This is a genomic window from Prevotella sp. oral taxon 475 (assembly GCF_018127805.1).
GTDB lineage: Bacteria > Bacteroidota > Bacteroidia > Bacteroidales > Bacteroidaceae > Prevotella.
This window is the reverse complement of the sequence record NZ_CP072334.1, coordinates 161590-185134: the sequence shown is the minus strand read 5'-3', so window position 1 is coordinate 185134 and position 23545 is coordinate 161590. Positions and strand designations below refer to the sequence as shown.

The 23545-nt window shown below is 52.4% G+C and carries 15 protein-coding genes and 1 tRNA gene; 11 read left to right on the top strand and 5 right to left on the bottom strand.

What is annotated here, in order from left to right:
- Window positions 1–23 precede the first annotated feature (23 nt).
- The 6 genes from J5A66_RS10140 (at window position 24) to J5A66_RS00680 (ending at window position 8175) form a co-directional block, all read left to right on the top strand.
- Complete coding sequence (locus tag J5A66_RS10140; protein ID WP_249109987.1) at window positions 24–587, top strand: carboxypeptidase-like regulatory domain-containing protein; 564 nt, start codon at window positions 24–26, stop codon at window positions 585–587.
- Entirely contained in the window at window positions 515–2800 is a 2286-nt protein-coding gene (locus tag J5A66_RS00700) for a TonB-dependent siderophore receptor (RefSeq protein WP_249109985.1), read from the top strand. Before J5A66_RS10140 ends, J5A66_RS00700 begins: the two co-directional genes overlap by 73 nt.
- 49 nt (window positions 2801–2849) lie before the next feature.
- Window positions 2850–4085 carry a DUF4876 domain-containing protein gene (locus J5A66_RS00695; protein ID WP_211790585.1) on the top strand — a complete coding sequence of 412 codons (1236 nt, stop codon included), beginning with the start codon at window positions 2850–2852 and terminating at the stop codon, window positions 4083–4085.
- Window positions 4075–5622 carry a DUF6850 family outer membrane beta-barrel protein gene (locus tag J5A66_RS00690; RefSeq protein WP_211790584.1) on the top strand — a complete coding sequence of 516 codons (1548 nt, stop codon included), beginning with the start codon at window positions 4075–4077 and terminating at the stop codon, window positions 5620–5622. The genes J5A66_RS00695 and J5A66_RS00690 overlap by 11 nt, the downstream gene beginning before the upstream one ends.
- Window positions 5623–5756: 134 nt before the next feature.
- Window positions 5757–5912 (top strand): 50S ribosomal protein L34, encoded by a 156-nt coding sequence (rpmH, locus tag J5A66_RS00685; RefSeq protein ID WP_025065500.1) that lies wholly within the window; start codon window positions 5757–5759, stop codon window positions 5910–5912.
- A gap of 709 nt (window positions 5913–6621) precedes the next feature.
- Window positions 6622–8175 (top strand): Gfo/Idh/MocA family protein, encoded by a 1554-nt coding sequence (locus tag J5A66_RS00680; RefSeq protein ID WP_211790583.1) that lies wholly within the window; start codon window positions 6622–6624, stop codon window positions 8173–8175.
- 190 nt (window positions 8176–8365) lie between these two features.
- Here the strand turns inward: J5A66_RS00680 and J5A66_RS00675 are convergent.
- Window positions 8366–8439, bottom strand: a tRNA-Asn gene (locus tag J5A66_RS00675).
- Window positions 8440–8670: 231 nt separating this feature from the next.
- On the opposite strand from J5A66_RS00675, the gene J5A66_RS00670 reads away from it, so the two are divergent.
- From J5A66_RS00670 to J5A66_RS00655, 4 genes are all read left to right on the top strand, one after another.
- Complete coding sequence (locus J5A66_RS00670; RefSeq protein ID WP_211790582.1) at window positions 8671–10356, top strand: S41 family peptidase; 1686 nt, start codon at window positions 8671–8673, stop codon at window positions 10354–10356.
- A gap of 65 nt (window positions 10357–10421) precedes the next feature.
- Window positions 10422–11696, top strand: coding sequence for a serpin family protein (locus J5A66_RS00665; RefSeq protein ID WP_211790581.1), 1275 nt, complete (start codon window positions 10422–10424; stop codon window positions 11694–11696).
- A gap of 315 nt (window positions 11697–12011) precedes the next feature.
- Entirely contained in the window at window positions 12012–14270 is a 2259-nt protein-coding gene (locus tag J5A66_RS00660; RefSeq protein WP_211790580.1) for a nitric-oxide reductase large subunit, read from the top strand.
- 273 nt (window positions 14271–14543) lie between these two features.
- Window positions 14544–16604 (top strand): TonB-dependent receptor, encoded by a 2061-nt coding sequence (locus J5A66_RS00655; RefSeq protein ID WP_211790579.1) that lies wholly within the window; start codon window positions 14544–14546, stop codon window positions 16602–16604.
- An 8-nt stretch (window positions 16605–16612) separates the two neighbouring features.
- Here the strand turns inward: J5A66_RS00655 and J5A66_RS00650 are convergent, their stop codons facing one another.
- Window positions 16613–18463, bottom strand: coding sequence for a heavy metal translocating P-type ATPase (locus tag J5A66_RS00650; protein WP_249109983.1), 1851 nt, complete (start codon window positions 18461–18463; stop codon window positions 16613–16615).
- 143 nt (window positions 18464–18606) lie between these two features.
- Between J5A66_RS00650 and ruvB the strand changes: the two genes are divergently transcribed.
- Window positions 18607–19641 carry a Holliday junction branch migration DNA helicase RuvB gene (gene ruvB, locus J5A66_RS00645; protein ID WP_211790578.1) on the top strand — a complete coding sequence of 345 codons (1035 nt, stop codon included), beginning with the start codon at window positions 18607–18609 and terminating at the stop codon, window positions 19639–19641.
- A gap of 366 nt (window positions 19642–20007) precedes the next feature.
- On the opposite strand, the gene J5A66_RS00640 is transcribed toward ruvB, so the two are convergent.
- The 3 genes from J5A66_RS00640 to J5A66_RS00630 all read right to left on the bottom strand — a co-directional run bounded on the left by J5A66_RS00640 (window position 20008) and on the right by J5A66_RS00630 (window position 23360).
- Window positions 20008–21000 carry a GNAT family N-acetyltransferase gene (locus J5A66_RS00640; RefSeq protein ID WP_211791379.1) on the bottom strand — a complete coding sequence of 331 codons (993 nt, stop codon included), beginning with the start codon at window positions 20998–21000 and terminating at the stop codon, window positions 20008–20010.
- A 74-nt stretch (window positions 21001–21074) separates the two neighbouring features.
- Complete coding sequence (locus J5A66_RS00635; protein WP_211791378.1) at window positions 21075–21866, bottom strand: 1-acyl-sn-glycerol-3-phosphate acyltransferase; 792 nt, start codon at window positions 21864–21866, stop codon at window positions 21075–21077.
- Between the two features lie 183 nt (window positions 21867–22049).
- The gene (locus tag J5A66_RS00630) at window positions 22050–23360 is read right to left on the bottom strand and encodes a Gfo/Idh/MocA family protein (RefSeq protein WP_211790577.1); all 1311 of its coding nucleotides are present in this window, start codon (window positions 23358–23360) and stop codon (window positions 22050–22052) included.
- Window positions 23361–23545: the final 185 nt, after the last annotated feature.

Here is a 23545-nt window from a genome sequence, read left to right as displayed (position 1 = left end):
CACCGATAAGTAGTATTTTTCAGATGATGAAGAGAAGACTTTTTATCGCTCTCCTACTGTCGCTGACGTTTGTTTTGGGCATCGATGCCCAGAAAAGCGACAGCAAAGGGCGATACAGCGTGCACATCACGCTGGTAGAAAAAGGCAGCAACGAGGCCATCGTGATGGGCAATTGCCTACTGCAACCGCTGGGAGCGTATGCCACCACGAATGCAGACGGAAAGGCAACCATCGCGAACGTGCCGGCGGGAAGCTACACGTTGCAGACCACTTATGTGGGTTTCGAGGAACTCAAGACGCAGGTGCTGGTGACGAAAGACCTCGACCTGCGGCTACAACTCACGCCCACGTCGTTGGCATTGAAGGAAGTGGTGGTGACGGCCAAGCAGAACGTGGCGGGCGCTTCCACAGCTTCTATCATCGGTCGGCAGGCCATCGACCATCTCCAAGCCACGAGTTTGGCAGATGTGATGCAGTTGGTGCCGGGGCAGTTGATGGGAATGCCGACCTCACGGTGCGCACGCCGTTGCAGTTGCGCAGTTTGTCGTATAACAGCACGAGTGCTTTTGGTTCGAGCATCATCGTAGACGGCGTTCCCATCTCGAACAACGGAGAGGTGACACAAGGAGGATATTCTTCCACGGCAGCCGTGGGAACAGACCTCAGACAGGTCTCGGCCGACAACATCGAGCAGGTGGAGGTAATTCGTGGAATCCCCTCTGCCGAGTATGGCGACCTGACTTCGGGGCTCGTTGTGGTGCATTCGAAGACGGGTGTAACGCCCTGGATGGTCCGCGCTAAGATGAATCCCGAGTTGCAGAACTACTCTTTGGGCAAGGGATTTGCCTTGGGACGTGCAGGCATCGTCAATCTCAACGCCGATTATGCCAAGGCTTGGGGCGACCCGCAGATGAAGACTCGCTCGTACAATCGTTACACTTTCGGCGTGGGTTATGGCTTGGACATCACTCGGGAGTGGCACACGGAGACGAAGCTTCGCTATATGCGAATGCGCGACTGGTCGGGTAATGACCCCGATGCCGTGGACGACGGCACATCAAACGATAGTCGGAACTTTACGTTCGGCTTGACCCACAACGGCCGGCTCTCGCTCAACCGCCTTTTGGTCCGCACCCTTTCCTACACCGTGGGCCTGAGTCTGAACCGTCTTGACACACGAAACACGACCTATCGCGGCAATGCCTCGGGACTGATTCCTCTCATCACGGCTCGTGAGACGGGCTATTTCAGCGTGCCGTGGAAAACCTCTTCGTATCTGGCCACGGGCATCACCGAGAGCCGACCGGGAAGTTTCTACGCCAAAGTGGGCGATGCTTTTTATCTGAAAGCCGGGCCGACACGACAGAGTTTCAAGCTGGGGGCCGAGTATCACTGCGACTGGAACAGCGGCAGAGGCTATTACAACGCCGACGAAAGTCTGCCTTATGCGCCCAATTCGAACGGACAGCCGAGAGCCTTCTCCGATATTCCCGCGCTGCATCAGCTCTCTCTCTACGGGGAAGACCACTTCAATTGGAACCTCAATCAGGTGCATCGGCTGCGTGTTCAGTTGGGCTTGCGATTCACTTCTCAACAGCCATTCTCCGCCATCGCTACCACTTCGCTCTCGCCACGGCTGAATATTTCGTTCTCATTGACACCCTGGCTCGACCTGCGCGGCGGTTTCGGACTCAACGCTAAGACGCCGAGCTTGGCTTATCTTTATCCCGATAAGAAATACGACGACCGCGTTTCGGCCAACTATATGCCCCCCAGCGACCCCGCTGCACAGCTGTTGGTGTATCATACGCAGGTGTATGACGTGAAGCGATCTACCGAGATGAAGAACGCTACGACAACCAAGGTGGAGCTGGGGCTCGACTTCCGTCTACCTCATCAGCGGCAACTTAGTCTTCTGGCCTATCAAGATCGCACGCCCAACGGCTTTGGTCCCGTGACGGAATACACCGCCTACCGCTACAATTACTATGCTCCGGGAAGCGGACTGATCCTCTCTCCCGGTGCAGCTACGATGCTCGACCCTGCTCATCCTGCACAAACCTTCACCGTGATGACCACCACGGGCAAGGTGGGCAACACTCTTTCGTCGCTCAATCGGGGCGTTGAGTTCAGTCTCGACCTGGGTCGAATCTCCGCACTCAACACGACTTTGGAACTGAGTGGAGCCTATACGGAGAGCAAATCCTGGTCGACCGATCTCAATTCTGCCTCTCCTCGCCCGGCTCTTCTGCCCTCCTCCTACACCATCTACGGTTTTTCGCCCTTCAAGGTGATTTATCCCTCGGGCAAAGACTTCAGTCGTTACCGCCGTTTCCTCAACACCCTGCGCATCGTTACGGCTATTCCTGCCCTGCGATTAGTGGCTTCGTTCTCAGCGCAAGTTATCTGGCACAACTACAGTTATTCCTTTACAGCCGACCGCGAACCCATCGGTTGGATCACCACCGACCTCGTTCGCCACGAAATTACGCCCTCGATGGCCGGCGGATACATTGCTCTTGATGGCACGTATCACGACACGAAACCCGCCAGTGGCGATGCCATTAAAATTTCCGATCTTAGCGTCAAGACCTCCGACAATCAGCCTGCGACTTCGCCTATCACGTGGAACCTGATGGGTAGGCTTACCAAAGAACTGGGAAAGCTGGGCGGACTCTCGCTCTTTGTCAACAATCTCATGTTCTACGAGCCTTTCCTGCGTAGCGATCAGACGGCAACATTGAGCCAAAGAAACACCGGAACCTTCGGCTACGGCATCGAATTATATCTCAAACTGTAGGCTTACACACTTGTATAACAGAACCACATCTATATAATAAAGAAAAAATATGTTTTTAAAAAGAATATTTCAACGATACGCTTGCGCCTCTGTCGCCTTCGCAGCAACGGCATTTCTGTTCGCCAACTGCATCAACTACGACGACGCAACGCAACCAGCCCGACTGGAAGTGCAGCTTGTTCGCCCCACCGAATTTATCAACGGCGGACCCATTAGCGGGCAGCCCGTCACGCTCACCGGTGGCGAACGCCCGCTGACGGTTCTCTCTAATGCCGACGGTCGAGCCGTGTTCGAGGGGCTGGTGCCCGACATCTACACCCTTTCTGCTTCCTGGACGGTGAACCAAACCGATTATACTGCCTACACCGGCGACCCTAACGTGGCCCAAAGCTACACAGTCTCAGGCAGTCTCACTCATCAAAAGGTGGAGGGAAACACCGCTGTCAGTCTGCCAACTCACGTTTCGGCCAATCGAGATATTGTGATTGGAAAGGTGTATCACTCGGGTTCGAAAGACAAAAACAACCGTGCCTACCAGGCAGGAAAGTACGTAGAGCTCTACAATCAGTCGGATAGCACCGTCGATGTAGCCGGACTCTACCTCGCTCTCCTCGAAAGCGGCAGCACCCAAGCCTGGACTTTAGACCGCCTTCACGAACAATATGCCGACTCTGTTGTCGTGGCCAAACAAGTGTTTCGCATCCCTACGAGTACGCCCGTAAAGGTTCAGCCCGGCGGAACGGTGCTCTTAGTCAACAGTGCCGTGAACCACTCGCTGGCCAGCACTTACGAAAACGACCTCACCCAGGCCGATTTCGAAGCCAAAGACCGTAAAGCCGGAGCTCAAAACAATCCTTCCACGCCGGCCCTCGAGTTGGTTTATACCTCGCTTCCGGGCATCTCTCAAATGAATCTTGTTCAGGGTGGGCCCTGCGGAGTCGTGATTTTCCGCACCTCGGAAGATGTATCGAAGTGGACGAAAGTGTACCAATATGGCAAGACTTCGGGAATGCAGTGGATGCTCCTACCCGTCCGATACATCCTCGACGGCGTCGATCTGCTCAAGAATAAGCCCACCGGCGCAGACGTTTCCACCAAACGCCTCTATCCAAACATCGACGCAGGCTACACCCACTCCGAGAGTCTGAGCGGCGGAACGGGCGAGGTCATCTGCCGGAAAGTGGCCCGCACCGTCAACGGACGCCCTCTTCTGCAAGACACCAACAACAGTCGCAACGACTTCAAGACGGGCAACACCTTCAAAATTCGCCGCTATGACCTCTAAATTTCTTCTCCTCTTTGCCCTCCTTGGCACCTCCTCCGCCCTGTTGGCGCAACCCAATCTGCCCACCGAAGGCAGCTATCGCCTCGACGATGTTCGGCAACTTTGGCACAACACCCTCAATGCCGCAGGGCTCACGGCAGATTCTATGTCCAACCGCGGACAGTCTTTCTTCGACCTGAGTCATTGCTCCGGCAATTTCCATCGCGTCCAAGAAGGCAGCCAGGGCAATCGATTGGCTTTCTTCACCGAACGCTATCAGCACATCGGCAGCCGACTTTACGCCTACGGTAGCTTCCACTTCAACACCGCCCGCATCAAAGATCGCGCCTGGAGTGACGTGCTTCGCAGCTACGACAGCAACCCCTTCTTCTCGGGAAGCTCCATCAAAGGTCGCTACGACCAGCAAGACATCCGTCTGAAAGCTGCCGTGGCAACCCTCCCGATCGGACCGTTGCGCTACGGATTCACGCTCGACTACGAACTCGGCGACCTCAGTCGGCTGCGCGATCCCCGCTCCCGCAGTCAGCTTTTGCAGTATCAACTCACCCCCGCCATCCTCTATTCTCTCGGCAAAAACAGGCTCGGACTGGCAGCCTTCTACAACCGACGCAAAGAGAAAATCGCCAATATCAAAACCGTTCAGACCGATGCCACGATGAAATACTACCTCATGGCGGGTTTGGAAAACGTCTCAGGAACCACCGGTGGCTTTAGTAGCTTCAACCGCGAATGGGTGAGTCACGAGTTCGGCACCGAACTCTCCTACGCCCTTCAAGCAGAAAACCTCTACAGTCTCACCGCCGTCAGCATCGCCCGTAGCACCGAAAACGTCTATGGCACCTACCGATACGAACCCGGAAAATACGTCGCCTACCGCTACGCCTTGCACTCACAGAACCGCCTTCAGACAGCTCACACCCTCCATCAGTTGGACGCTCGGGCGCAATACACCCAAGCCTATGCCGACGAATATCGACAGATGCTCGTCCAGGAGACCGACCCTCTGCGCGGTTTCACTTCCTATCGCTACGACCGAATCCTCACCTTCAAGAAACGCTACCAGGTGATGCTCCTCGACCTCGACCTGCACTACCGTGCCAATTTCGCCCCCACAGGCCGCACGTTCCAGGGTTATGCCGGCGCGCAAGCCCGTTTCCACCGCACGGATAACAAACATCTGCTCAACGAGTCGGAACTCATTCACTCCTCCCTCAGCCTCCAAGCCGAAGGCGGATGGTCGTTTTTGCGCAATCGTCGGCTTTGGGTCGACGCCCTCGCCGGGTTCCAATTCTCCACCCAAGTCTCTCAGTTGCTGGCCAACCCCACTGGCGAATACGCCCAAAACATTCTCCTGCCCGATCTCGATTTCTATCGTGCCAACCTCTTTCGCGGCCGTATCCAGGCCACCTATCACTTCCCACTCGTCATCAAAAAAGTGCGTTCCACCTTCTTCCTCCGCGCCTACGCCTCCTATCTCACCACCCACAACCATCTCCACAATCGCGTTTTCGGACTCTCCTTAGGTGTGTTCAACTGATTTCTTCCCCGTCATCGGCCACCATCGAAAACCATCCGCGCGCGCGGAATTGTAAGGAAGACATTTGGTTGTTTGAAAAGAAATGCGTACTTTTGCAGCCCAAAGCGTGAATATAACAATAAAAAGATAAAGCAATGAAAAGAACATTTCAGCCCCACAACCGTAGAAGGGTTAACAAACACGGCTTCCGTGAGAGAATGGCAACCAAGAATGGTCGTCGCGTATTGGCTTCGCGCCGTGCACGCGGTCGCAAAAAACTCACCGTTTCCGACGAGCATCACGGAAAATAAGTCGTAGAACGACACCTACAAAGCGAGAAGAGGGTATGCCAAAACACCGGTTTTGACATACCCTCTTCCCTTTTTTGCACCCTTCTTCTTCCCTCTTTATCCCTTCTTCCTTGCTTCTTTTCACTTGATTACTTACTCCTTCTCCTCTTCCAACTCCCCTCCTTACATCTTACTTCTTTCCTCCTTACTTCTTACTACCTCCCTCCTTACTACTTACTCCTCCTCTCCTTACTACTTATTCTCTTAGCTTTTACAATCCATTTTCTTAGCTTTTGCCATGCGTTTTCTTAGCTTTTGCACGTCGTTTTCTTAGCTTTGGAAATGAGATTTGCAAGCCGCTGTTGATCAGGAAGTTATCAAGCTCTTTCTTCGGGCTCTTGAGAGAGAAACAATAAGCGGATGAAAGACTTTATGAAACGATAAAAATCCGCCAACGATTGTTTTTTTTTATTAAATCGATCTGGCTTTGTTGCTCCGAATATCAGTTAATGTATACCTTTACTTGCTCATGAAGAAAACGCCGGTCTCTGTTGTTGGGCAGGGCAGAAACAAGATAGGGCCGTGGCTATGCAAAGCGGTGAAACAGCCCACTGCCTGCCGCAGAACACAAAAAGAACCGCTTACACCCGCCAATGACAGACTCGATGACTGACAGACAGCGAAAAAGAACGTAATAACTAATAACTTACAACCCATCAACTTCACTCACATGAAACGTCAACAACTGTTTCTCAAACTAACACTTGCGGTTCTGCTCATCGCTCCGCAAGCTGTAAAAGCCCAGTTCAACTGGCCCTACAAAAACGTCAACGGTACCCTCGTGACCGAAGTTCCCCAGCGAAAGGCAGGGCAGCAGTCGGCCATCGGCCTCACAACTCCCAAGCTCAAAGTGGTGAGAGTGGCCTTTGTGGGCTTAGGAATGCGAGGCCCCGGAGCCGTAGAACGCTGGACACACATCCCGGGCATTGAGATCAAGGCCCTGTGCGACTATGAAAAGCAGCGCGCAGAAGCCTGCCAAAAGTTCCTTCGGAAGGCGGATATGCCCGCAGCCGATGTCTACAGCGGCGAAGAAGGCTATAAAGAGCTGTGCAAACGCCCCGACATCGACCTCGTATATATCGCTACCGACTGGATACATCACTTCCTCGTGGCCCAAGAAGCCTTGCAACAAGGCAAGCATGTGGCCATCGAAGTGCCCTCGGCCATGAACATGAACGAGATTTGGACACTCATTAATCTGGCCGAAGAGAAGCGTTTGCACTGCATGATTTTGGAAAATTGTTGCTACGACTTCTTCGAACTCAACTCGCTCTACATGGCCCAAAAGGGTCTTTTCGGCGATGTGATCTATGCACAAGGGGCCTACTGCCACGAGCTTTCACCCTTTTGGGCTCACTATTGGAAGAAGGATGCCAACGACAAATTGGGTTGGCGATTGCGCTACAATAAAGATTTCCGTGGCGATGTTTATGCCACGCACGGACTGGGGCCCATCGCTCAGGTGCTCAACATTCATCGCGGCGACCGCATGCGCACGCTGGTGGCCATGGACACAAAGTCGTTCAACGGACGAAAACTGGTAGAAAAATTCAGCGGAGAACCCTGTAGCGACTTCAAAAACGGCGACCAAACCACTACGCTCATCCGCACCGAACAGGGGAAAGTGCTCGAAATACGCCACAACGTGATGACACCGCAACCCTACAACCGTATGTATCAACTCACGGGAACCAAGGGTTTTGCCAACAAATATCCCATCGAGGGTTACGCCCTCTCGGCCAAAGAGATGAAAGAGGCGGGCGTGCAGCCCTCTAACGACGACCTGTCGGGTCACAGCTACTTGTCGGGTGCCGACAGCAAGGCATTGGTGGAACGGTATACGAGTCCGATCGTGAAGAAATACGGCGAGGAAGCCAAAGAAGTAGGCGGACATGGCGGTATGGATTTCATCATGGACAGTCGGTTGGTTTATTGCCTTCAGAACGGTCTGCCGCTGGATATGGACGTCTACGACCTGGCCGAATGGTGCTGCTTGGCCGAGCTGGGAGCTCTCTCTATGGACCATGGCAACCTGCCGGTAGAGGTTCCCGATTTCACCAGAGGTCATTGGAACGAGGTGAAAGGCTTCCATCATGCCTATGCATCGCCTGCCGACGAGGCCCAAACGCTGCAAGAAGCCCAGGCCTTTACCCAACAGCTCAAGGCCCGAGGCAAGAAATATTGGGAAAAGATAGACAAGAAGATGAAGAAAGGAAAGAAGTGATTCCGCCCTCCATCTCATTGTGCTGAAAGAGAAAGAGGTGTTTTCCCATAATGGGAAAACACCTCTTTCGCATTTCATAGAGCCTCCCTCTCTCTTCGTCTCTCTTGAAGAGACAAGGGTGATAGCTGGCGGTTGACCTGTCGTATCGGCATTAAAAAAGAAGAGATTACCGAAGTAATCTCTTCTTTTGCGCTTCAAGATGGGCTTGAACCAACGACCCCCTGATTAACAGTCAGGTGCTCTAACCAACTGAGCTATTGAAGCATTTCTGTCTGTTTGCGGTTGCAAAGGTATTTCGTTTTTCTGAAACAACCAAACATTTCATCAGAAAAAATCGTTTTATACATAAATTATAATAAAAAGAAGCACGCAAAGAAACGTGCTTACATATTATGTTGTAACTTTGTAAAAACGTCGTTTCCATTCAGCCCAATGAGCAATGTCAAGGCGGGAAATGCACTTTGAAGGAAAGAAAAAGAACCAATTGAATTGTCAATGAAGAGACTATTACTGGGAATTGGCCTTGTGTTGGCTGCTCAGAGCGCAATGGCACAGGCAGAGAAGGACCACAATTTCACGGTGGCAAAGAACCTTGACGTGTTCCATGCCATCTACAAGAACCTTGATTTGATGTATGTCGACACGCTGGATGCCGACAATGCCGTGGGAACCGGCGTGGGAGCGATGCTGAAAGCACTCGATCCTTACACCGTTTACTATCCGGAGGACAAGGTGAAAGACCTTAAATTCATGATTACGGGTAAGTATGGCGGCATCGGTTCTATCATCAAGTACAACAGTTTGCTCAAACGCGTGGTCATCGAAGAACCCTACGAGAATATGCCGGCAGCAGAAGTGGGCCTCCGAAAGGGAGACATCATCCTGGCTATAGACAATATTGATATGACGGATAAAGACCAATCGTTCGTGAGCGACCACCTGAGAGGCGACCCCGGCTCGAGTTTCATCCTGAAAATCAAGCGACCCAGTACGGGAAAGATCATGAAAATGAAGGTGACACGCCGAGCCATACAAACACCGGCAGTACCTTTCTATGGTATGCAAAGGGACGGAGTGGGGTATATCAATCTGTCTTCGTTCACGGAAAACTGCTCGAAGGATGTGCGCAAGGCTTTCGTAGACTTGCAACAACAGGGCATGAAGGCATTGGTGCTCGACCTCCGGGGCAACGGCGGAGGGTCGGAGTCGGAGGCTGTCAACATCGTCAACATGTTTGTTCCTAAAGGTACGCTCGTGGTTTCCAATCGCGGAAAACTCAAAAGGGCGAACCGCGACTACAAAACTACCGTCGAACCCATCGACACGGTGATGCCGATGGTGGTGCTGGTAGACGGCAATTCGGCCAGTGCCAGCGAGATCACCTGCGGTGCACTGCAAGACTTGGATCGCGCCGTGGTGCTCGGTACGCGAACCTTCGGCAAGGGACTGGTGCAGATGACGCTGGATTTACCCTACAATGGGATGCTCAAACTCACGACCAGCAAATACTATATCCCCAGCGGAAGATGTATTCAGGCCATCAACTACAAGCATAACAACGGCGGGACAACCGAACATGTGCCCGACTCTCTTACAAAAATCTTCTACACTGCACATGGAAGAGTGGTGCGAGATGGGGGTGGTATCATGCCCGACGTGGAGGTAAAACCCGACTCGCTGCCCAACATTGCTTTCTATCTGGCGGGTGTGAAAGATTCGAACGAATTGCTCCACAGCTACGAAGTGGATTATATCGCGGCACATCCCACCATCGCCGAACCTGAAAAGTTCACGCTTTCGGATGCCGACTACGAGGAATTTAAGCAGCGCGTGCTACGGTCGAACTTCAGCTACGACCGTGAGAGCGAAAAGTTTCTCAAAGAGCTTGTGAAGCTGGCGAAGTTTGAAGGCTATTATGAAGAGGCCCGCGTTGAGTTCGAACAACTGGAAAAGAAACTCAGCCATAACCTCTCCAAGGATCTCAACTTCAACAAAGAGGCCCTCAAGAAGTTGATCGCCGGCGGTATTATCCCCGCCTATTACTTTCAAAAGGGGCGCATCCGGCACACGCTGGCTTCCGACAAACAGATGAAAGCGGCTATCGAGCTGCTCGGAGACGCCAAACGGTATGACGATATCTTGCGAACGCCTGCCGCTTCTCCCAAGAAAAAAGCCGGATAGCACGCTCTGCAGGGGATGGGAAAGGAATGATAGAGAAGACGTTTCACCCTTTAATACTTACAAAAATGAAAAGAACAGTAACACTCATGATGATGGCAGCTGCCTTATTGGCTACTGCCCTTAACTCGGGTTGCACCTCTTCCGACAATGAAGGAGAGAATGGCAAAACGGGAAAAAACATCCCCAAACTGGAGAAAATCAATCTTACCAATACCGAAAGGGGGTTTGTAGATCACAACAATGCCTTTGCTCTCCGACTCTTCAAGGCCGTAGCCGACGGCGATGGGGCTGGGAAGAGTTTCCTTCTCTCGCCACTCAGCGTGACCTACGCTTTGGGAATGCTCAACAATGGGGCCGATGGAATCACCCGCGAGGAAATCAACCGCCTGTTAGGATTCGGCCAAGGCGATGCCGCAGACATCAATGATTTCTGTCACAAACTGATGACTGGTGCGCCCAAAGTGGACCGGAGCGTGAAGATCAAATTGGCTAATCTCGTCGAAGTCAACCAGCAATACGCATTGCAACCGGCCTTTAAGCAAACCGTAGAGCAGGCTTATGCCGCCTTGGTGGAGAATGCCGACTTTACCAAATCTGCCACGACAAAACGTATCAACAATTGGTGCTCGGAGCAAACCAATGGCATGATACCGCAAATGATCGAGGAAATCAACCCCGTGGCAGTGGCCTACCTCTTCAATGCCATTTATTTCAAGGGCGAATGGCGAAACAAATTCAACCCGGCACAAACACAAAGCAAGACTTTTACGACCTCCAACGGTCGGCAGGTTGAAGTTCCGATGATGTGTCGAAAGGGACATTATGCTTACAGTTCGCATCAGGATTATTCCGTGCTCAGCATGCCCTACGGCAATGAGGGCTATTGCATGTCGGTGTTCCTTCCCAACGAAGGAAAGACCATTGCGCAGATGCTGACGAAGCTGGACGGCAAAAAGTGGAAGAGTCTGCTGAACGCTCAGAGCCTCTATGATGTAGATGTAGAGTTCCCACGCTTTGAAACCCAATACAGAACGACGTTGAGCGGAGTGCTCAAGACCTTGGGCGCAGCAAGCATGTTCAACCCGTCGGCAGCTCGCTTCACTAAGTTCTGCAACGTAGAGACCTGCGTTTCCGAAATATTTCAGAAGGCGAGAATCAAGGTGAACGAGGAAGGCAGTGAAGCTGCAGCCATCACCGGAGGAGAGTTTACCACCACGGCCCTACCCGATCAGCAACCTCCTTCCGCCGTGTTCCATGCCAACCGCTCCTTTGTTTACGTCATCAGTGAGACGACAACAGGCTCCATCTACTTCATAGGCGTGTACAATGGAGATAAGTAAGCACCATTCTGCGGTGTATATGTATAAAGAGGAGGGACGATCCCTCCTCTTTTTGTAATACTCCTCTCAAAACAAAAGTGATGTTATACCGCGATACATCACCTCACAGAATAAAAAATGCAACAAATGTTACTGTAAAAATACGCCACGCCAGAAACATTTGTTACCGCAGAAAACCTAATTTCCCCTTTCTTCTACCGACAGAGAGCAAATGGCACAGTGCTTGTTCGCCCTCCATTTGCAGGAAAAGGATCCTGAAATCAAGTAGTCCTTTTCCACATTCATTATATCAATCATCTAAACGATAAGAAAGAAATGACACCAAAGAAATTATGGTTGACATTGGCGGCGGTCATCATCGGATCGTTCGCCGTGTTGGGATTCTACGGCGTTGAAATCTTCCGCGAGATGCCTCCTTTCCCTAATAAGGTGGTAACGGAGAAGGGAGAGACGCTATTTGAAGGACAAGACATCAAAGATGGGCAAAACGTGTGGCAGTCGATAGGCGGACAGACGGTAGGTAGCATTTGGGGACACGGCTCGTATGTGGCTCCCGATTGGACGGCCGACTATCTGCATCGCGAGTCGCAGTTGATGCTCACGGCCTTGGCTAAGAAAGAAGGTAAGGTGTATAGTCGGCTGTCTGAGGCTGAGAAAGCTAAGTATCAAGTGCTGTTGAAAGAGGAACTGCGACGAAATACCTATGATCCTGCGACAGGTGTCATCACCTATTCTGAGCTACGAGCAAACGTAGCTCGAGAGTTGAGTCGATATTATGCTAAGCTGTTTCTCAACGATCCTTCCATGAATCGACTGCGATCGGCTTATGCCATGCGTGAAAAATCGATCGAAGCAGTTGACGGACTCACTGCTCAACAGCGGTTCGAGAAGATGGATGCCTTCTTTGCCTGGTCGAGTTGGGTATGCGTTACCAATCGTCCAGGCAGCGATGTGAGCTACACCAACAACTGGCCACACGATCCTCTTATCGGTAATGTGGCTCCCACATCGTTGCATCTGTGGTCGGGTTTCAGCATCTTGCTGTTGCTCTTCTTTGTGGGAATCCTAGTTTATTATTATGCGCAGCACAAGGAAGAACACGTTTCACACGTGCCCGATAGCGACCCCATGCGGAACTTAAAACCCACGCCTTCAATGCGAGCAGTACTAAAATACATCTGGGTAGTTGGTGCGCTGATGCTTGTACAGATGCTCTCAGGTGTGATTACGGCACATTATGGTGTCGAGGGCGATGCCTTCTTCGGACTGCCTATTCAAGAAGTGTTCCCCTATGCAGTGTCTCGTAGTTGGCATGTGCAGTTAGCCATTCTGTGGATAGCCACCTCATGGTTAGCAACAGGATTGTATATCGCTCCGGCCGTATCGGGAATAGAACCCAAATACCAAGCTTTGGGTGTCAACATACTGTTTGGTGCGTTGGTATTTGTCGTGGCAGGTTCGCTAGCAGGTCAGTGGTTCGGTGTGATGCAGAAGCTGGGACTGGTGGAGAACTTCTGGTTTGGGCATCAAGGTTACGAATATGTAGAACTGGGACGGCTTTGGCAGATACTCCTTCTCACTGGACTCGTACTGTGGCTCTTCTTAATGATTCGCGCTTTGATACCTGCTCTTAAACGCAAAGACGAGAGTCGACATCTGCTTACGCTCTTTATCATTGCCTCGTTAGCTATCGCCTTCTTCTATGCAGCAGGTCTGATGTACGGCCGACAGACCCACATGGCCATTGCCGAATATTGGCGTTGGTGGGTGGTTCACCTCTGGGTAGAAGGCTTCTTCGAAGTGTTTGCCACTGTTGTGGCCTCATTCCTCTTCTGCCGACTTGGGTTACTCAAGATACAGAGTGCCACAGTCTCAGTGCTTTTCTCCACCATCATTTTCCTGTCAGGCGGTATTCTCGGCACCTTCCATCATCTTTACTTTAGTGCTACACCCACGGCGGTGCTGGCTCTCGGTGCTACTTTCAGTGCGCTCGAGATTGTTCCGTTGGTGCTCATCGGCATGGAAGCCTATCACAACTATCAGCTTAGCCGTTCCACTCCATGGATCGAGGCATACAAATGGCCCATCTACTGTTTCATTGCCATGTGTTTCTGGAACTTCTTAGGTGCCGGAATCTTCGGATTCGCCATCAATCCACCCATCGCGCTCTACTATTTGCAAGGGCTTAACACCACTGCTGTTCACGGTCATGCCGCGCTTTTCGGCGTGTATGGCATCCTGGGCATCGGGCTGATGCTCTTCGTTTTGCGTGGGCTTTACCCCAACGACAAGTGGAACGACCGCCTCATCGGACTTGCCTTTTGGAGCATCAACATCGGTTTACTCCTTATGACCGTGGTGAGTATTCTGCCCATCGGCATCGCACAAGCTCATGAGAGCATCACGAATGCCTATTGGTCGGCGCGGTCGGCCGAATTTATGCAGCAAGACTTCATGCAGACGCTGCGTTGGTTACGCATTCCCGGCGATACGTTCCTGGCCCTTGGCGAAGTGCTGCTCGTGCTCTTTATCATCGGCTTACAGTTCGGCTGGTCGAAGAAAGGGAAGCGATAACCCCGCAGCATCTCATCGCAGCAAAACACATCCTTGCATCCGATTCTCCTGAATCAATGCATATCCACCTCAAAGAGCCGCATTCTGCCTCCTGGTATGGATGCGGCTCCCTTATTTTGAAAACAAAACCACAGGCAGGCAAGTAAGAAAGATGCCCTTCCATCGAAGCGGATGCCTCGTGCAAGGCACCCACTCGCACTACTTTCCTTATAAATAAGGATTGCGGTTGGTAGGGTTTTTGTATAATTTTGCAACCTCTTGATCACACTATCGATGAGATTATACGGAATTTTATTTAGCTTAGCATTGACAACAACAGCCCTGGCAGAGACAGAAGACTCTGTGCGCATAGGCGAACAATTGGAAGAAGTGGCCGTGATAGGTTTCAAACAAGACCGCGCTGCACTCTCGCCCGTGTCGCAATCGACCGTGGGAAGCCTCTTCGTTCAGAACAATGAACTCGCCGGCTTACGAGATCTCAGCGGCATGATGGCCAACTTTTACATGCCCGACTACGGTTCCCGGCAGTATTCTCCTATTTATATTAGGGGCATCGGGTCGAAAATCAATTCGCCTGCGGTAGGTATCTACGTCGACGGAATGCCCTATTTCGACCGCACGGTATTAGATATGGATCTTTTCGGGGTAAGCAAAGTAGAGGTATTACGCGGTCCGCAAGGCACGCTCTTCGGGCGAAACGCCACCGCGGGTCTCATCAATATCTTCACCCATTCGCCGCTCGACTACCAGAACACGATGCTCAAAGCGAGCTTCGCCACCTACAACGATCTGCAAATAGGCCTATCCACCTACAACCGACTCTCGCCCAGTGTTGGCATTTCGCTTACGGCCAACTATCATCACAACGACGGTTTCTTTCGCAATCACTATCTTGGCACGAAGGCCGATCGCATCAACAACGGAACGGCACGACTGGGTCTGACCTGGAAACCCTCTCCCAACTGGCTCGCGCGGTATAGTTTCAGTCTCGATCTCACTCGCCAAAAAGGTTACCCTTACGGTCTTTACGACGAGACTGCAGCCCGACTTCAACCCGTTTTCTACAACCGCGAGAGCGGCTATCAACGGTTAGTGGCCATGGCAGGGATGAACTGGCGGTACGATCGTCGTCGGTTCAGCTTCAACAGTCAGACAGCTTTCCAGCACAGCCATGATAAGATTCACGTAGACCAAGACTACACCCAGGCCGACCTCCTCTTTGTGAACGTACCGCTGCGACAAAACCAGTGGAGCCAGGAGTTCACCTTCCGTTCGAAAAACGACACGTGGTATCACTGGATCACCGGCCTCTTTGGGTTCTACCAACGAGAAAACTTTACCTCATACACCGATTATATTCAGAAGAACTTCAATGCCGAACGCTCCAATCGCCTCTCTACCGCCGGCATCGCGGTGTATCACGTCTCCACGTTCGATCTATTTACTCATTTCTCAGCCTCTCTTGGTCTGCGCTACGACTTCGAAGAGGCGCACATCGACCATCATTCCTATCGTACACCACTCAACAATCCTTCCGGACGAACAGAGCTCAGCAGCTTTCAGAGTCGCCTGCACAACACGCAGCTCACGCCCAAGTTCACGCTGAAATACCAGCCCTCGCTCTACCGGATGCTCTATGCCACGGTGTCGAAAGGGTTTAAGGCCGGTGGATTCAATGCCTCGATCAAAACCGAAGCCGATCGTTCTTATCAGCCAGAATACACCTGGAACTACGAGATAGGCACGAAAATCGGCCTTTGCGACGGCCGACTGACTCTCGAGGCCAGTCTGTTTTACATCGACTGGAAGCATCAGCAGCTGCCCATCACCATCCCAGCCCTGGGCAATATCGTGCGCAACGTAGCCCATTCGTCCAGCAAGGGCTTAGAACTCTCCGTGAATATGAATCCCGTAAAAGGACTTTTCCTGCAAATGAATTACGGTTATACCTACGCCAAGATGCTGCGTGCGGAGATGGAAGCCCAAGATTACTCGGGCCACATGCTACCTATGGTGCCTCGGAACACGCTCTCGCTCAATGCCAACTACACCCTCTACCCCACGGGTAAATGGTTGGACAAGCTCCTCTTCAACGCCAATCTCACAGGCGTGGGCAAGCTATACTGGCGCGAAGACAATGCGATGAAACAGTCTTTCTACAGCTTGCTCAACCTGAAAGTAGCTGCAACGAAAGGTAGATTTACGTGGGAGGTGTGGACGAGAAACACCACCAACACCCGTTATCTGGCCTATTACTTCGTAGCCTCGCACAAGATGGGACAGCAGGGCAAGCCGTTCATGTTGGGCACGTCGGTGATTTTCAATCTCAAATAAGTCAGAGTTTAGGCGTTTTTCACCCTCAACGCGTTCAGCACGGCCAGCAATGCCACGCCGCTATCGGCAAAAACAGCCTCCCAAAGGTTGGCCATGCCCAAGACGCCCAGGCCCATCACCAAGAGTTTCACGCCCAGTGCGAAAGTAATATTCTGGATAACGATGCGCCGGGTGCGCCTGCCGATGCGGAGGGCCACGGCCAAATGCGAGGGGAGATCAGCCTGAAGCACCACATCAGCAGTTTCGATAGCCATGTCGGCCCCCATCCCTCCCATGGCAATCCCTACGTGACTAAGAGCCAATACCGGAGCATCGTTGATGCCATCGCCTACAAAAGCCACACGTTTTCCAGTTCGTTTCAACGCCTCGATGCGCTCTGCTTTCTGCTCGGGAAGCAAGTCGCCCGAGGCTTTTTCAATGCCCAATTGCTGGGCTACCCGGTCGACAAGCGCCTGTTTGTCGCCCGAGAGCAGCTCGATATGCCCCACCCGGGCCGCCTTCAGCGCATCGATGGCCTGGCGAGCATCGGCTTTCAGTGTGTCGGACAGCAAGAGATACCCCTTGAAACAGCCATTACAGGCACAAGAGACCATCGTTTCGGGCATCTGCTTCAAAGCTTCCGGATAGGCAATCCCCTCTTTCTCCATCAGCCGGAGTGTGCCAACGAGCCAGGTTTCGCCGTCTACCACAGCCGAAAGGCCATAGCCCGGGAGGTCGGTGGCAGCGATTTTGGCCACGCCCTCATGCCCTTTCGTAATGGCTTGGGCAATGGGATGATTGCTGCTTCGCTCCATAGCGACAACGGTCTGCAGGTCTTCTTCAGACAGACCGCTCACCTCCTGCACCTCGAAGATTCCCGTGGTAAGCGTTCCTGTCTTGTCGAACACCACGGCATCGATACCCGTCAGCGCGTCTAAACTGCCACCCCCTTTGAACAAAATGCCCTGTCGCGAAGCCGTGCCGATGCCTGCAAAGTAGCTCAACGGGATGCTAACGACCAGTGCGCAAGGACAGGAGATGACGAGAAACACCAGCGCACGGTTGAGCCACAAACTGAAATCGTAGTAGAAAGAACCGTTCAGGAGCGAGTAGACCCAAGGCAACAATACCGTGAGCAGGGCCAAAACAATGACCACCGGCGTGTAAACATGAGCAAACCGACGCACAAAAAGCTCGGTGGGCGCCTTTCGCTCGGCAGCCTCTTCCACCATTTTCAAGATGCGAGCGAGAGCCGAATCGGCCGCCTTTCGCCTCACTTTCAGTTGTACAGGCCTACCCATCACCACCATTCCGGCCAGAATTTCTTGCCCCGCCGCCACCGTTCGGGGCATGCTTTCGCCGGTGAGTGCTGCGGTGTTCACCTCTGCGCAGGGTGCGTCGGGGGGCAGAACGCCGTCTAAGGGCACGCGTTCGCCGGGCAGCACCTCGATCAAACAGCCCACGTCTACAACCTCAGGAGCCACCATCTGGCCCGTTTCGGCCAGTCGGACTCGGTCGGGACGGAAGGCCATCAAACTCTTGATGTGCCCTCGGGCCTTGTCTACAGCCTTGTCTTGCAGCGTTTCGCCGATGTGGTAGAGCCACATCACGGCCACGGCTTCAGGATATTCGCCAATGCAGAAAGCCCCGATGCAAGCCACGCTCATGAGCATAAACTCACTGAAGAAGTCGCCCTCTGCCGCGCATTCCCAGGCCTCGCGCATCACGTTCAGTCCCACCGGAAGGAACGAAACCACATACCACGCCAGTCTTACCCAGCCACTTTGAAACCAATCTGCCTCCTGCCACGAGAGCAAAAGGCCCGTTCCGAGCAACGCGCCGGCCACCAACGGTTGCCAATACGCTGTTATCTTACCCATTTTCATACCTCTTTTATTAGGAAAGTTCATACTTGTTTCCTCGCGGATTGGCCCGTTTCCGAACTCGCCAGCAAAGGAAACCCGCTACAAAGTTAGTCGTAACGACGTGCAACCGAGTTGCAAAAAAAGCGTATCTTTGCACTATGACAGAAGACTTTGACATCAGAGAAGAGCATGTTACGCCTTCGGAACGCGAGTTTGAAAACGCCCTTCGTCCGCCGAAATTCGAGGATTTCAGCGGTCAGAGCAAAGTGGTGGAAAACTTAGAGGTATTTGTCGAAGCCGCCAAATATCGCGGTGAGCCGCTCGACCACACCCTTTTGCACGGGCCGCCAGGACTCGGGAAGACCACCTTGAGCAACATTATCGCCAACGAATTGGGCGTAGGCTTCAAGATCACCAGCGGTCCTGTACTCGACAAGCCCGGCGATTTGGCCGGCATTCTTACCTCACTCGAGAGCAACGACGTGCTCTTTATCGACGAGATACACCGTCTCTCGCCCGTGGTAGAAGAGTATCTCTACTCGGCCATGGAAGATTATCGCATCGACATCATGATCGATAAGGGTCCGTCGGCCCGTTCCATCCAAATCGACCTCAACCCCTTTACACTCATCGGAGCCACGACTCGCAGCGGACTCCTTACCGCTCCGCTCCGCGCTCGCTTCGGCATCAACCTGCATTTAGAGTATTACGACCCCGACACACTGGCGAGAATCATCCGCCGTTCGGCCCGAATCCTGAATGTTCCGATAGACGAAGACGCTGCCATCGAAATCTCTCGACGTTCTCGTGGCACGCCTCGTATCGCCAATGCCCTGCTCCGTCGTGTGCGCGACTTTGCCCAAGTGAAAGGCAACGGACGCATCGACACCACCATCGCACGCCTCTCTCTCACGGCGTTAAACATCGATCAGTATGGCCTGGACGAGATAGACAACAAGATCTTGCTCACCATTATCGATAAGTTTAAAGGCGGACCGGTGGGTGTTTCTACCATTGCCACGGCCATAGGTGAGGATGCCGGCACACTGGAAGAGGTCTATGAACCGTATCTTATCATGGAGGGTTTCATCAAAAGAACCCCTCGCGGGCGCATGGTCACCGAGTTGGCCTATCGCCACTTGGGCCGAAACATACTGACGGAGAACAGTCTTCAACCCGGACTTTTCGACTGAACGTTCCTCTCTTCTTTACTTCCTTTCTCCGCGTTCCTCTCTTTGCATTGCAACGGGTTCGTGAGTTGGTACACAGCCACTTGCAAACCCGTTTTCAAAAGCTTTGCTTTTGCATCACGTTTTCTTAGCTTTCGCAATGCGTTTTCTTAGCTTTTGAAGTGCGAAAGCTAAGCTGACGGAGTTGTTGATGAACTTCAACGGATGTGCAATTCCCTTTCTCCCTCCCTATTACTTTCCCCTCTTACTCCTTACATTCGCCTCCTTGCTCCTTTCATCAGCGGCACAATAAAAAGAAAAATCGCCCCGACGGGAGCGATTTTCGGCCATTTCATCGGTAATGAAATGGAGTAAGCCGGTTGTAAGAGATTATACTTTTTCGCGATAAATGATTTTGTTGAGTCCTGTTGTCAACTCCAATGTTTCGCGGTTGGCCTGGATAAAGCTATCGATATGGCGCACCCGCTTCTCTTCTAAAATCTCGTCTACGGCGATAAGGATGCCCGTTTCTTCGACATCTCCGAAGCCATTGTTGATGGCAGTGCCAAAAAGCTTCATGGTAGGACTTAGCCCCATGTAGGCATTGACCAGCGGTGGGATATTATAACCCAAGGCCCGGATTTCCCGATTCAGGATTTTATAATCCTCTTTGAAGTCGTCTTGACAGAAAAGAGCTTCGAGTTCGCGAGGGTCGGTCTCGATTATCAGCGGTTTCATCGGGGTAATGAGATTCTCTTTATCGTCGAAATGCTTCTTGAGAAAGTAAAGAATCATGTCGCGTCCGCGCCGAATGTACGAAGGGTACATGGTCATTTTGCCAAAGAAATACTTCAGGTTGGGGTTGATCACGGTGAGTGCTCCGAGTCCGTCCCAAAGGTTATCGAGTGCAAAAATGCTTTTGGCTCCCTTGCGAATGCTCTGATATTCCACCGCTACGAACGATCGGCCAAGCTCTACTGTATAAGGCATATACTCGGTAAGGAATTTCTCCGAGAAGCGAAACATGTGACTGGTGGCCAGCAAAGGCTGCCCGTTGGCATTCATCTTCCAGTCTGTTCCATAAAGAAAACGGTAGCCTCCGATGATGTCTTCGGCATCGGGATTCCACACGATGAGCTGCTTATAGCCTCCGTCCATGGTGTCAAACTCGTCTATATCCACCGCTTTTCCCGTTCCACCGCCTGCATTGCGGAAGGCGATTTCGCGCAAACGACCGATCTCTTTCATCACATGAGGCGAGTTTTGAGCCGTAACGATATAGATTTCGTTATGGCTTTTGTTGGTCATACGGAGTTGTTTTTCGGGGGTAAGTTCGCTTTTGAGCAAGCGTCTGTCTACCGGTTGGATGATGTCTTCTTCCATTTTGCCTGATGTTATGCGGTTGTCGGTTTCCGCAACCTTCTTTCTTGTGATGGGATGGTTGGTTTGAGAGTGAATCATTGCTCTGTTAGGGGCAGGTCATAGACCTTATTTTCTACAAAATGAGCCCATTCCATCGGCGTTTTACTCTTGTCGAACGTTTGCCAGGGAATGGGTTTTCCAATGGTGACAGTGAACGTTTGGTGCACATTTCGATACATCTCGTCCACCAAGAACAGCATGGCAAAATTGAATCGGAGGCCCAACCGCTTGCAAAGATGGGCCAGTGCATAGAAGCGAGCCGAGTTTCGACCGCCGAAATGGATAGGCACTACGTCTCGTTGAGCCTCTACGCTCTTAGTAATAAACGTTTTGCTCCAAGGAATATCGCGGATGATGCCGTTGTTTTTCCTACTGCATAATCCGGCGGGGAACATCAAGATGTGATGTTTTCCGCTTTTAAATCCAGCCTCGACCATCGCCGGAAAGCGGCGACTTTGGCTTCCGGTCTTGTTGATAGGGATGCAAAGCGGAGCCAAACCGGGGAGATTCATCAGCAGGTCGTTCACCAAATAGCGGAAGTTTCCGTCGTAGTGACGTCCTATTAAAGCCCCAAGAGCCACCCCATCGATACCTCCGAGGGGGTGATTGGAGACAAAAGTGTAGAGCTTACCGTTGTTTTTGTCGGGCAAATGTTCTTTTCCGCGGATGTCGAGCGTCATGTCGAGATAGCGTACGCAGGCTTCGAGCCACTCTACACCCGTCAAATGCCTACTATCCCAAAGGAAAGCGTTCACCTCGTCTTGGTGGAGAATATGCTTGAGCCACCTTATCAACAAGGAAGGCACCAGCCGAGCCCGATCGCCCATTTTGCTTTTCAGTATGCTATCTATGTCTATGGTTTTCTCCACAACGGTTTTCTAATAAAAAGATACTAACAACTTGCAAAAATAACACTTCTTTTTTAATATATATAATCGGAGAAGAAAAAATGTCATCTCTGCCTTTCGGTTTTTGTCGATTTGTCTTTCGACGGGGCAAACGAGTAGCCATCAGGGTGTAGAAAAGTCCGAAGAGAGAGAAGAAGGCAGAGCGCCCCGCGTGAAATCGGGCACAGAGACGGGTACCGACCCCTGCTCGATGGAGAGCCGAGAGAGCTCGGCCACGCAACACCATTCGGCTAAATCATACACGTCCATGTCCAACGGGAGTCCCTGTTGGAGACATTGCGCCAGGCGGAAGTCCATCAAGAACGACATGCCGCCCCGCGAATCGAGCTGCCGGGCCAGTTGCAACGTCTGCTCGGAGAAGGGCGGACGAAACCTTTGCAGCACCTTTTCCCTCTGCGCTGGGGTGAGCGGCGCATCGCCTACGCCGGTCTCGAGGCCCAGCTTTGCCGCCGAAGCGGAACTGAAAACCAACTCTTCTGCCGGATATTTGGCAGCATAACCCTGCGTGCCCACCACCTGAAAGAAGCGGCTATAAGGGCGGGGCGTCATCACGTTGTGTTGCAAAGAGATGGTTTTCCCTTGTGCAGTGCGGATGAGCGTAGAGGTTTGGTCGCCGTTGGCAAAAGCATTGCAGGGGCGATCCATGAGGCGGCGATAGACATCGGGCCCCGAAAAGGCCGCCGTGTCCATGGCGACGAGACGCTCTAAGCGGTCGGTTCGGTGAATGCCCAACAGCTGGCAGGCCGGTGCCAAACCATGTGTGGGGTAGAGATCGCCCCGAGTTTGTTGGTTATACGCCATTCTCCAGGCCGTCCATCGCTCTCCGATGGGGTGGGCATAGCCACCTTCCACGTGCACCACATGACCGAAAAGCCCAGCTTGCGCTATCGATCGGACAGACATCTCGAAGTGGTCGTACACCGAATTCTCCAACATCATGCAGTGAAGCCGGCTGCGTTCAGCGGCGTCTACCAGCTGCCAAATGTCGGAAAGCGTAGTGGCTGCCGGCACTTCCATGGCTACACACTTGCCGCAGGCCATGGCTTCGAGAGCAATAGGAGTGTGAGAGAGCCAGTCGGTGCAGACATAAACCAAATGTAAATCCAGCCGTCGGCACAGCTCTCTGTAAGCCTTCTCGCCCCAATAGAGGGTTGGGCGCGGCAGGCCGGCCTGCTCGACAACTTGCACTCCCTCTTCCGTGGCCTGACGAGACGCATCGCAGAGAGCCGTTATCTCTACACCCTGGAGATGGCACCAACGACGAACGGCTTGGCATCCGCGCGCCCCCAGTCCCACAAAACCTACGCGTAGGCGAGGCATCGGGGCGAGCGTGAGCGAGAGAACTGGTCCATAACCCTGCCCACGGGCAGGCACCGGCGTTTCGAGGAGTGGAGGCGTAGACGTTGTTTTCATTGTTCTTCCGTTAAGATGGAACTGCAAATATACGCAAAAAACGGCGATCGGAGCCGTCTTTCCTTCTTGCTTTTCCCTCTCTCGTTTCTCCTCCCGCAGGTTCCTTTTTATCTCCCTGGCAACCAGCGGCTTACAAAGCACATGGCAAAAGCTTAGAAAACGCAGGCCAAAAACTAAGAAAATGC

Bases quoted from the DNA above. Each gene is read 5' to 3' on its own strand.
- J5A66_RS10140 (WP_249109987.1), top strand. From the start codon at position 24: ATGATGAAGAGAAGACTTTTTATCGCTCTCCTACTGTCGCTGACGTTT.
- J5A66_RS00695 (WP_211790585.1), top strand. From the start codon at position 2,850: ATGTTTTTAAAAAGAATATTTCAACGATACGCTTGCGCCTCTGTCGCC.
- J5A66_RS00670 (WP_211790582.1), top strand. From the start codon at position 8,671: ATGAAGAGACTATTACTGGGAATTGGCCTTGTGTTGGCTGCTCAGAGC.
- J5A66_RS00630 (WP_211790577.1), bottom strand. From the start codon at position 23,360: ATGAAAACAACGTCTACGCCTCCACTCCTCGAAACGCCGGTGCCTGCC.
- J5A66_RS00665 (WP_211790581.1), top strand. From the start codon at position 10,422: ATGAAAAGAACAGTAACACTCATGATGATGGCAGCTGCCTTATTGGCT.
- J5A66_RS00635 (WP_211791378.1), bottom strand. From the start codon at position 21,866: ATGGGCGATCGGGCTCGGCTGGTGCCTTCCTTGTTGATAAGGTGGCTC.
- rpmH (WP_025065500.1), top strand. From the start codon at position 5,757: ATGAAAAGAACATTTCAGCCCCACAACCGTAGAAGGGTTAACAAACAC.
- J5A66_RS00680 (WP_211790583.1), top strand. From the start codon at position 6,622: ATGAAACGTCAACAACTGTTTCTCAAACTAACACTTGCGGTTCTGCTC.
- J5A66_RS00690 (WP_211790584.1), top strand. From the start codon at position 4,075: ATGACCTCTAAATTTCTTCTCCTCTTTGCCCTCCTTGGCACCTCCTCC.
- J5A66_RS00655 (WP_211790579.1), top strand. From the start codon at position 14,544: ATGAGATTATACGGAATTTTATTTAGCTTAGCATTGACAACAACAGCC.
- J5A66_RS00640 (WP_211791379.1), bottom strand. From the start codon at position 21,000: ATGGAAGAAGACATCATCCAACCGGTAGACAGACGCTTGCTCAAAAGC.
- J5A66_RS00650 (WP_249109983.1), bottom strand. From the start codon at position 18,463: ATGGGTAAGATAACAGCGTATTGGCAACCGTTGGTGGCCGGCGCGTTG.
- ruvB (WP_211790578.1), top strand. From the start codon at position 18,607: ATGACAGAAGACTTTGACATCAGAGAAGAGCATGTTACGCCTTCGGAA.
- J5A66_RS00660 (WP_211790580.1), top strand. From the start codon at position 12,012: ATGACACCAAAGAAATTATGGTTGACATTGGCGGCGGTCATCATCGGA.